This window comes from Pseudomonas sp. TH43 (genome assembly GCF_016650635.1).
Classification (GTDB): Bacteria; Pseudomonadota; Gammaproteobacteria; order Pseudomonadales; family Pseudomonadaceae; genus Aquipseudomonas.
The window spans coordinates 1,452,059-1,462,500 of record NZ_JAEKFI010000003.1 but is presented as its reverse complement, the minus strand read 5'-3'; the positions used below and the strand labels follow the sequence as shown (position 1 = coordinate 1,462,500).

3 protein-coding genes and 2 rRNA genes (1 of these 5 cut by a window edge) are annotated in these 10,442 nt (G+C 58.9%); all 5 read left to right on the top strand.

What is annotated here, in order from left to right:
• Window positions 1-752 (top strand): 23S ribosomal RNA (locus JFT81_RS16235) (it extends 2,142 nt beyond the left edge of the window).
• A gap of 171 nt (window positions 753-923) precedes the next feature.
• Window positions 924-1,039: ribosomal RNA gene (gene rrf / locus JFT81_RS16230) — 5S ribosomal RNA — on the top strand.
• A 153-nt stretch (window positions 1,040-1,192) separates the two neighbouring features.
• Window positions 1,193-4,645: an exodeoxyribonuclease V subunit gamma gene (gene recC / locus JFT81_RS16225; RefSeq protein WP_201228077.1), complete on the top strand. Its 3,453-nt coding sequence runs from the start codon at window positions 1,193-1,195 to the stop codon at window positions 4,643-4,645.
• Window positions 4,642-8,331: an exodeoxyribonuclease V subunit beta gene (gene recB, locus JFT81_RS16220; protein WP_201228076.1), complete on the top strand. Its 3,690-nt coding sequence runs from the start codon at window positions 4,642-4,644 to the stop codon at window positions 8,329-8,331. The genes recC and recB overlap by 4 nt, the downstream gene beginning before the upstream one ends.
• Window positions 8,328-10,436, top strand: coding sequence for an exodeoxyribonuclease V subunit alpha (gene recD / locus JFT81_RS16215; protein WP_201228075.1), 2,109 nt, complete (start codon window positions 8,328-8,330; stop codon window positions 10,434-10,436). Before recB ends, recD begins: the two co-directional genes overlap by 4 nt.
• Window positions 10,437-10,442: the final 6 nt, after the last annotated feature.

The window sequence follows — 10,442 nt, the reverse complement described above, 5'->3', positions numbered from 1 at the left end:
CGTGGAGCCAACCTTGAAATACCACCCTGGCAACTTTGAGGTTCTAACTCAGGTCCGTTATCCGGATCGAGGACAGTGTATGGTGGGTAGTTTGACTGGGGCGGTCTCCTCCTAAAGAGTAACGGAGGAGTACGAAGGTGCGCTCAGACCGGTCGGAAATCGGTCGTAGAGTATAAAGGCAAAAGCGCGCTTGACTGCGAGACAGACACGTCGAGCAGGTACGAAAGTAGGTCTTAGTGATCCGGTGGTTCTGTATGGAAGGGCCATCGCTCAACGGATAAAAGGTACTCCGGGGATAACAGGCTGATACCGCCCAAGAGTTCATATCGACGGCGGTGTTTGGCACCTCGATGTCGGCTCATCACATCCTGGGGCTGAAGCCGGTCCCAAGGGTATGGCTGTTCGCCATTTAAAGTGGTACGCGAGCTGGGTTTAGAACGTCGTGAGACAGTTCGGTCCCTATCTGCCGTGGACGTTTGAGATTTGAGAGGGGCTGCTCCTAGTACGAGAGGACCGGAGTGGACGAACCTCTGGTGTTCCGGTTGTCACGCCAGTGGCATTGCCGGGTAGCTATGTTCGGAAAAGATAACCGCTGAAAGCATCTAAGCGGGAAACTTGCCTCAAGATGAGATCTCACTGGAACCTTGAGTTCCCTGAAGGGCCGTCGAAGACTACGACGTTGATAGGTTGGGTGTGTAAGCGCTGTGAGGCGTTGAGCTAACCAATACTAATTGCCCGTGAGGCTTGACCATATAACACCCAAGCAATTTGAGTACTCGAAAGAGCATCAGATTGCGGTGTGTGAAGACGAAACGAACCGAAAGTTCGACCGCCCCTAAAAAGGCAGCACAAAACACCGAAAACTATCCCATACCCAATTTGCTGAAGCGAGGCCATCTGGCCACGGTTCGGTACCCGAATTTCTTGACGACCATAGAGCGTTGGAACCACCTGATCCCATCCCGAACTCAGCAGTGAAACGATGCATCGCCGATGGTAGTGTGGGGTTTCCCCATGTGAGAGTAGGTCATCGTCAAGATTAAATTCCGAAACCCCAATTGCGAAAGCAGTTGGGGTTTTGTTTTGCCCGCAGGAAAGTTCGTACAGCAATCTCGGACGCCGTCCGGCTGTCACAACCTGCCGACAATGCTAAGGTTCTGCCCTGGCTTTCGTACTTTCCAAGGAATCCTTTATGCCGGACGCCCAGTCCCTCAACGCTGCATTTATGGTGGTCCAGAGCAATAGCCTGGACGAACTGCGCAGCCTTGTGATCAGCATAATGCGGCGCTATCCATTGGCTCCTCTGGAAAACGAAATTGCTCTGGTACAGAGCAACGGCATTGCTCAGTGGCTCAAATTGGCCCTGGCAGAAGACCCCGAGGAAGATGACCTCGGCGGTTGCGGCATTGCCGCAGCAATCGATGTGCAGTTGCCCGGCAGTTTCATGTGGCAGTTGTACCGAATGGTTTTGGGCCGAGATGAAATTCCGCCCAAATCCCTGCTCGATAAAGCGCCATTGACCTGGCGTTTGATGCGCCTGCTCCCGCAGGTCATCGATCGTCCTCATTTTGAGCCGCTGCAACGCTTCCTCACCCACGACACTGACTTGCGCAAGCGCTATCAGCTGTCCGAGCGTCTGGCGGATCTCTTCGACCAATATCAGGTGTATCGGGCAGACTGGCTTGAGGATTGGGCGGAAGGGCGGCATCAGTTACGAAACGTCAGGGGCGAAATAAAACCACTGCCTCCAACCAGTTGCTGGCAAGCCGAATTGTGGCGCGCGCTGTTGGGCGACGTGGGCGAAAAAGGCATGGCACAAAGCCGTGCCGGCGTTCATCAGCGATTTATCGAACGCATCAATAACCTGACAGAAGCTCCGGCTGGACTACCCTCGCGAGTCATTGTCTTCGGGATATCTTCATTGCCAGCTCAGGTGCTCGAAGCACTAGCAGGGCTCGCTCGATTCAGCCAGGTTCTGCTCTGCGTACACAACCCTTGCCGTCACCACTGGGCCGATATCGTCGCGGACAAGGATTTACTGCGTCACCAATACAAGCGGCAATCGCGCAAGAGTGGCATGCCTGTCGCACTTGACCCAGACACACTGCATCAACACGCCCATCCATTATTGGCTGCATGGGGTAAACAGGGTCGCGACTACATCAACCTGCTCGACAGCTATGACGATCCCAACAGCTATCGCGCGGCCTTTCGCGACGGGCGAATTGACCTGTTCAGCGACACTCAGCCGCACAATTTGCTCAATCAATTACAGGACGACATCCTCGAGTTGCGTCCACTCAGTGAAACTCGCGAGCATTGGCCTCCTGTTGATCTGGCAAAGGACGATTCGATCCGTTTTCACGTTGCCCACAGTGCTCAACGCGAAGTCGAAATCCTCCATGACCAGCTGTTGGCACGCTTCAGTGCCAACCCGGATCTGCGCCCGCGCGATGTGATCGTCATGGTGCCGGACGTCGACAGTTATGCCCCACACATTCGTGCTGTTTTTGGTCAGATCGATCGACATGATCCGCGCTTCATCCCCTTCACATTGGCGGATCAGGGCCAGCGTGGTCGGGATCCATTGCTGATCGCGGTCGAGCACCTGCTCAAGTTGCCGGACAGTCGTTTCCCGGTCAGCGAGATTCTCGATTTGCTCGACGTACCGGCGCTGCGTGCCCGTTTCGGCGTGGAAGAGCGCGACCTGCCGACGTTGCACCGCTGGATCGAAGGCGCGGGTGTGCGCTGGGGAATGAATGCCGAACAACGCGCCGGGCTTGGACTACCGCAGGAACTGGAGCAGAACAGTTGGCATTTCGGTATGCGCCGAATGCTGCTGGGCTACGCGGTCGGCAGCGCCGAAGCCTGTGCCGGTATCGAGCCCTATGATGAAATCGGTGGTCTGGATGCTGCACTGATCGGGCCTTTGGTGGCCTTGCTCGATGCCCTGGAACTCGCTCATCAGCAGCTCACACAACCGGCTCAACCCAAAGAGTGGGGGCAGCGCCTGCAAGCGCTGATGCAATTGTTCTTCAAAGCCAGTAATGAGCACGATGATTACTTGCTGACGCAGTTGGAGGAGCTTCGCGAAACCTGGCTGGAGACCTGCGAGGCGGTAGGTCTGGTGGATGAACTGCCGCTGACCGTCGTACGGGAAGCCTGGCTGGCCGGACTGGATCAGGGCCGCCTGTCTCAGCGCTTCCTGGCCGGTGCGGTGAACTTTTGTACGCTGATGCCCATGCGCGCCATTCCCTTCAAACTGGTCTGTTTGCTGGGGATGAACGATGGTGATTACCCTCGCGCGCAGCCACCGCTGGACTTCGATCTGATGGGCAGCGATTACCGCCCGGGTGACCGGTCGCGGCGTGAAGACGATCGTTATCTGTTGCTCGAAGCGCTTCTGTCCGCACGCCATCAGCTCTACATCAGTTGGGTCGGCCGCAGCATTCGGGACAACAGTGAACGGCCTGCTTCGGTGTTGATCGGCCAATTGCGTGATCACCTCGCCAGTGGCTGGCGACTGCTAGACGAAAGCCAGGATCTGTTGAGCGCGATTACCGAAGAGCATCCGCTGCAACCGTTCAGTGCGCGCTATTTCCATGATGGCGATCAGCTGTTCAGCTACGCCAGTGAATGGCAGGTTTTGCATCAACAACATGAGCCACAAACCGACGCTCAGTTACTCACGCCTTATATCCAGGAGGAGCCGTTGAGCCTGACCTTGTTGCAAGACTTCTTGCGCAACCCGGTCCGGCACTTTTTCACTCAGCGACTCAAAGTCTATTTCGAGGCCGCCGAAGCCCCGCTGGCCGATGAAGAGCCTTTCGTGCTGGACGCGTTGCAGCGTTATACGCTCAGCGACAGCTTGCTCGAAGCCGCGCTGCGACAGCCCGAGAATGTCGAGCAGGCGCTCGAAGCTCAGGCGCGCCGTCTGCAAAACAGCGGATTGTTGCCAATGGCGGGTTTTGGCGAATGCCTGCAACGAGAGTTGATCGAGCCGCTACCAGACTTGCTGCTACGCTATCGGCAACTTCTGACGTTATGGCCAACCCCGCTGACCAGCGCGATGCCGATTCATCTCGAGTTGCAGAATTTACGCCTTGAAGGCTGGCTCTCGGGCCTGCATCAGCGCGCCGATGGCGGTGTCTTGTCGGTCACGACCATTCCCAACAGCATTGGCTCGATCAAGAGCCGCAAATGGCATCGACTGACCAAACCGTGGGTCAATCACCTTGTCGCCTGCGCCAGCGGCGTTTCACTGACCACAGCATTGGTGGCCAGTGACGATACCTTGCTGCTTGAGCCTATGGAGCAGGAAAGATCCGTTCGGTTTCTCGGTGACCTTCTCCTCGCCTGGCAGGCAGGCATGCGCCAGCCATTGCCGATTGCAGTGAAAACCGCGTTTGCCTGGCTGTCCCAGACCGATCCGCTCAAGGCCGAAGCCGCTGCCCGTAAAGCCTATGACGGTGACGGTCAGAACAGTGAAGGCGAGCGCCGCGAAAGTCCTGCGCTGACCCGGCAATATGCCGACTTTGATGCGCTGCTTGCGGACGAGACCTTCACCGGTTGGTGCGACGCGTTATACCGTCCTCTGTTTGAAGCACCCTGGCGTTCATTGTCCAGCGAAGGGGCGCGTTCATGAGTACGAAAACACCGCTCGCTTTGGCATTCCCGTTGCGTGGCAGTCAGTTGATCGAGGCCAGTGCCGGTACCGGTAAAACCTTCACCATTTCTGCGCTCTATCTACGCCTGATCCTGGGGCATGGTGGCGAGTCGAGCGGGTTCCCTCGCGAACTGTTGCCGCCGCAAATCCTTGTAGTGACGTTCACCGATGCCGCAACCAAAGAGCTGCGTGAGCGGATTCGCACACGCCTCGCCGAAGCTGCACGTTACTTCCGTGATGAAATCCCCGCCCCCGACGGTTTGATCGCCGAACTACGCGATCAATTCGATCCTCGGCAATGGTCTGGATGCGCCAACCGGCTCGATATCGCTGCGCAATGGATGGACGAGGCTGCCGTCTCGACCATTCACAGTTGGTGTCAGCGCATGCTGCGCGAGCATGCGTTCGACAGCGGCAGCCTGTTTACCCAATCCCTGGAAACCGATCACAGCGATTTGCTCGGCGAAGTGCTGCGCGATTACTGGCGACTGTTCTGTTATCCGATGCAAGGCGATGCGCTGAACTGGGTTCGCAACAATTGGGGTGGGCCTGCGGCATTGTTGCCTCGGGTGCGCGGGCTGTTCGCCAGTGAGCGCGACAGCGATAACAGCAAGGCTCCGGCAGAGCTGATCGAAGAGTGTCTGCTGGAACGCCGTGCAGCCTTGATCGAATTGAAAATGCCCTGGCGTCAGTGGGCCGACGAGTTGCTCGTCATCTGCCATGAGGGTGTCGCGAATAAAGCCGTCGACGGGCGCAAGATGCAAGCGCGTTACTTCGAACCGTGGTTTGAAAAGCTCAAAGCCTGGGCAGAGGATGAGTCCCTCGAACAACTCGACATCGGCACCGGTTTCAGCCGGTTGACCCCTGATGGAATGGCCGAAGCGTGGAAAGGCCAGGCTCCGAGCCATCCGGGTCTGGACGCCATGCAGGGCCTCAAGTCGAGCCTCGATGCATTGCCAACGCCCGACGCTGCCGTTTTGCAACACGCCGCCAAATGGGTCGGCGCGCGCTTCGAAGAAGAGAAGCGCCGCCGTGCCGAGATGGGTTTCGACGACATGCTCTTGCGCCTGGATGCAGCGCTGCAATCTGACGGTGGCGAACGTCTTGCGACGTTGATCCGGGAGCAGTTCCCGGTGGCGTTGATTGACGAATTCCAGGACACCGACCCGGTGCAGTACCGCATCTTCGAGAGTATCTATCGCATCGAAGACAACAATCCCGATACTGGGCTGTTTCTGATCGGCGACCCCAAGCAGGCGATCTACGCATTCCGCGGTGCAGACATCTACACCTATCTGCGGGCGCGCCAAGCCACCACTGGCCGATTGCATACGCTGGGCACCAACTTCCGTTCCAGCCATGGCATGGTGACGGCAGTCAATCATGTGTTCGAGCGCGCCGAGTCCCGAGAGCAGGGACGCGGCGCGTTTTTGTTCCGCGAGAAAAGCGGCGAGAATCCTGTGCCGTTTCAGCCGGTTGATTCGCAAGGTCGCAAGGAGAAACTGCAGATCGCCGGGCAAGACGTCGCGGCGCTGAATGTCTGGCATTTATCCAGTGATCAACCGCTGTCAGGCGTGGTTTACCGGCAACAAATGGCAGCTGCATGCGCCAGTGAAATCACCGCTCTGCTCAATGGCGGGCAAACCGCTAGCGCCGGATTCACTCGGGACGGTGAAGCGTTCAGAGGCCTGCGCCCTTCGGATATCGCGATTCTCGTCCGGGATGGCAAAGAGGCTCAGGCCGTGCGCGGTCAACTCGCCGCCCGAGGCGTGCGCAGCGTTTACCTCTCCGACAAGGATTCGGTGTTCGCGGCGCAAGAAGCCCACGACCTGCTGTCCTGGCTCAAGGCATGTGCCGAGCCGGACGTCGAGCGTTCATTGAAAGCCGCATTGGCCTGCATCACCCTGAACCTGCCATTGGTTGAGCTGGAGCGGTTGAACCAGGATGAGCTGGTCTGGGAATCCCGGGTCATGCAGTTCCGCGGCTACCGCGAGCTGTGGCGCAAGCAAGGCGTGCTGCCGATGCTGCGGCGCCTGTTGCACGATTTCCATTTGCCGCAGGCGTTGATCGCACGCACTGACGGCGAACGTGTTCTGACCAACCTGTTGCACCTGTCGGAGCTGATGCAACAAGCCGCTGCGGAACTGGACGGCGAGCAAGCGTTGATCCGTCATTTGGCCGAGCTTCTGGCGCTGTCCGGTCAGGCTGGCGAAGAGCAGATCCTGCGTCTGGAAAGTGATGAGCAACTGGTCAAGGTCGTGACCATCCACAAGTCGAAAGGCCTTGAGTACCCTCTGGTATTTCTGCCATTCATTTGCTCGGCGAAACCGGTAGACGGCAGCCGTTTGCCGCTGCATTACCACGATGCTTCAGGCAAGGCTCAAGTCAGTCTCAAGCCGACCGCCGAGTTGATCGCACAAGCTGACGACGAACGTCTGGCTGAAGATCTGCGCCTGCTGTATGTCGCTCTGACCCGCGCGCAGCACGCCTGTTGGCTGGGTGTGACGGATCTCAAGCGAGGCAATAACAATAGTTCGGTATTGCACCTTTCTGCACTTGGCTACTTGCTGGGCGGTGGTGCATCGCTGGGTGAATCCAGCGGACTGAACCGTTGGTTAGAAGATTTGCAACAAGACTGCCCGGCCATCAGCCTGGCAGAAATGCCGCCGCCCACCGAGGAGCATTACCAACCGCCACGCAATGACGCGATCCTCAGTGCCACGCTGTTACCCAAGCGCAAAGCCAGCGAAAACTGGTGGATCGCTTCCTACAGCGCATTGCGCATCAGTGATGTCTTGAGCATGGGCAGCGACGAAGCTCCGGACAGCCCGCAAGCACAGAAACTGTTCGATGACGAACGCCTCGACCCTGATGCGCCGCGAGAGATCATCGCCGGCGGCGCCGATATCCATCGGTTTCCCCGTGGCCCCAATCCGGGCACGTTTCTCCACGGTTTGCTGGAGTGGGCCGGTGACGACGGCTTTGCGGTTACTCGCGAAGCGCTGGAGGATTCGATTGCGCGCCGCTGCAACCTGCGTGGCTGGGAAGGCTGGATCACGACCCTCAGTGACTGGTTACAACACCTGCTCAAATCCCCGCTGTCGATTGGCGGCGGGCAGGCGCCGGTGGTTCTTGAGCAACTGAAGCAATATCGGGTTGAAATGGAATTCTGGTTCGCCAGCCACAAGGTCGACGTGCTCAAACTCGACGAGCTCGTGCGTCAGTACACCCATAATGGTCTGGCCCGCGTCGCAGCAGAACCGGTACAACTCAATGGCATGTTCAAGGGCTTCATCGACCTGACCTTTGAGCACGATGGCCGTTATTACGTAGCCGATTACAAATCCAACTGGCTGGGCGTGGATGATCTGGCTTACACCGAGCAGGCGATGGAAAAGTCGATCCTCGACAACCGCTACGACCTGCAATACGTGTTGTACCTGTTGGCGTTGCATCGTCAGCTCAAGGCGCGGCTGCCTGACTACGATTACGACCGGCATGTCGGCGGAGCACTGTATCTGTTCCTGCGCGGCACGCGAGCCGACAGTCGCGGTGTGTACTTTGCGCGACCGCCGCGTGAGTTGATCGAACGTCTGGACCGGATGTTCCAGGGTAAACCTGAACCCAAGGCCGAACCCGCATGGGAACAGGGAATCCTGCTATGAACCGTACCTTCGCTGATCTGCTACCAACGCCTTTGACCGCCGACAGCCTGTCAACGCTTTCACCGCTGAGCAAGGCCGATGATCTGTTGCTGTTGCTCAGCCGCTGGGTCGAGCGTGGCTGGCTGCGGGCGCTGGACAAGGCATTCGTCGCGTTTCTTTACGAGCTTGAACCTGATACCGATCCGCTGGTACTGCTCGCCGCGGCCCTGACCAGCCATCAACTCGGCCATGGGCACGTTTGCCTGGACCTGTTCGAAACCCTCAAAGCTCCTGATTTCGCACTGTCATTGCCGCCCGAAGGCGATGTGCAAGGTGGCGTGCTGCTGTTGCCTTCGCAGTTGCTTGAAGCGCTCGATGGCGTGCATTGGTGCAAGGCGTTGGCAGGCAGTGATCTGGTCGCGCTGTCGGCCGATGTCCGGGAAACGGCGCAGCAGCGACCGCTGGTGCTCTGCGGAAAACGCCTGTATCTGCGCCGCTACTGGGCGTACGAGCGGCGCATCGACACGGCATTGCGCCAACGTCTCGCCCAGGGCGAAGCGACACCGGATGACCTGCCGCAACGCCTGAACGAACTGTTCGGAGCGGCCAGGGCTGGTGAGGTGATCGACTGGCAGAAGCTCGCCTGCGCACTCGCCACGCGTGGTGCTTTCAGCATCGTCACGGGCGGTCCCGGCACCGGTAAAACCACCACGGTGGTGCGTTTGCTTGCGCTCCTGCAAGCGCCGGCGGTAGAGGTTGGTCAACCACTGCGGATTCGTTTGGCCGCACCGACCGGCAAGGCCGCTGCGCGATTGACCGAGTCCATCAGTCAGCAAGTGCAATCGCTGAAAGTTGCCGAAAACGTGCGGGCAAAAATCCCTTGCGACGTAACCACGGTGCACCGTTTGCTTGGCAGCCGTCCCGGCACCCGACACTTCCGTCACCATGCTGGCAACCGCTTACCGCTGGACGTGCTCGTGGTCGATGAAGCGTCGATGATCGACCTGGAGATGATGGCCAATCTGCTCGACGCCTTGCCGGCTCACGCCCGACTGGTGTTGCTGGGCGACAAGGATCAACTGGCTTCTGTGGAGGCCGGCGCGGTGCTGGGGGATTTGTGCCGTGACGCCGAGAGCGGTTGGTACAGCCCACAGACTCGCCAGTGGCTGGAGTCGGTCAGTGGCGAATCGCTGCAGGACAGCGGTTTGCATGAAGACGTCGACGGCGCGCACCCGCTGGCACAGCAAGTGGTGATGCTGCGTCATTCGCGGCGCTTCGGCGAGGGCAGCGGCATTGGTCAGCTGGCGCGGCGCGTCAACCAGCAGTTGCCGGAAGAGGCACGTGAGTTGCTCTCGGCCGGGCACTATGACGATGTGTTTTCGCTAGCGCTGAAAGGCGAGCACGATCACCATCTGGAGCGATTGCTGCTCGAGGGCCATGGCGACGGCCCACAAGGCTATCGCCACTATTTGAGCGTGCTGCGCAATCAGCGCCCGACGCCGGGCAGACCGCTGGAACACCCGGACTGGATCAATTGGGCGCGGGAGGTTCTGCAGGCGTTCGATACCTTCCAGTTATTGTGTGCCGTGCGCAAAGGGCCATGGGGCGTTGAAGGCTTGAACCTGCGCATCACCGCAGCGCTGCTCAAGGCGCGGCTGATCGAAAACGACCAGCAATGGTACGAAGGTCGCCCGGTGCTGATGACACGCAACGACTACGGTCTGGGCTTGATGAACGGCGATATCGGTATCGCCCTCAAGTTGCCCGAACGCGAAGGGCCGGACGCCGGTAAACCGGTGCTGCGTGTGGCTTTCCCGCGCAACGATGGGCAGGGCGGCGTGCGCTTCGTGTTGCCGAGCCGGCTCAACGACGTCGAAACCGTCTACGCGATGACGGTGCACAAGTCCCAGGGTTCGGAGTTCGCCCACACCGCGCTGATTCTGCCGGACGCCCTGAATCCGGTGCTGACCAAAGAACTGATCTACACCGGCATCACCCGGGCCAAGCACTGGTTTACCTTGGTCGAACCCCGCGCCGGGGTGTTTGAGGAAGCGGTGTTGCGCAAGGTCAAACGCCTGAGCGGGCTGATGCTGGAACTGGAAGAAGGCTTCGAGCCTCAGGGATGAAAACCT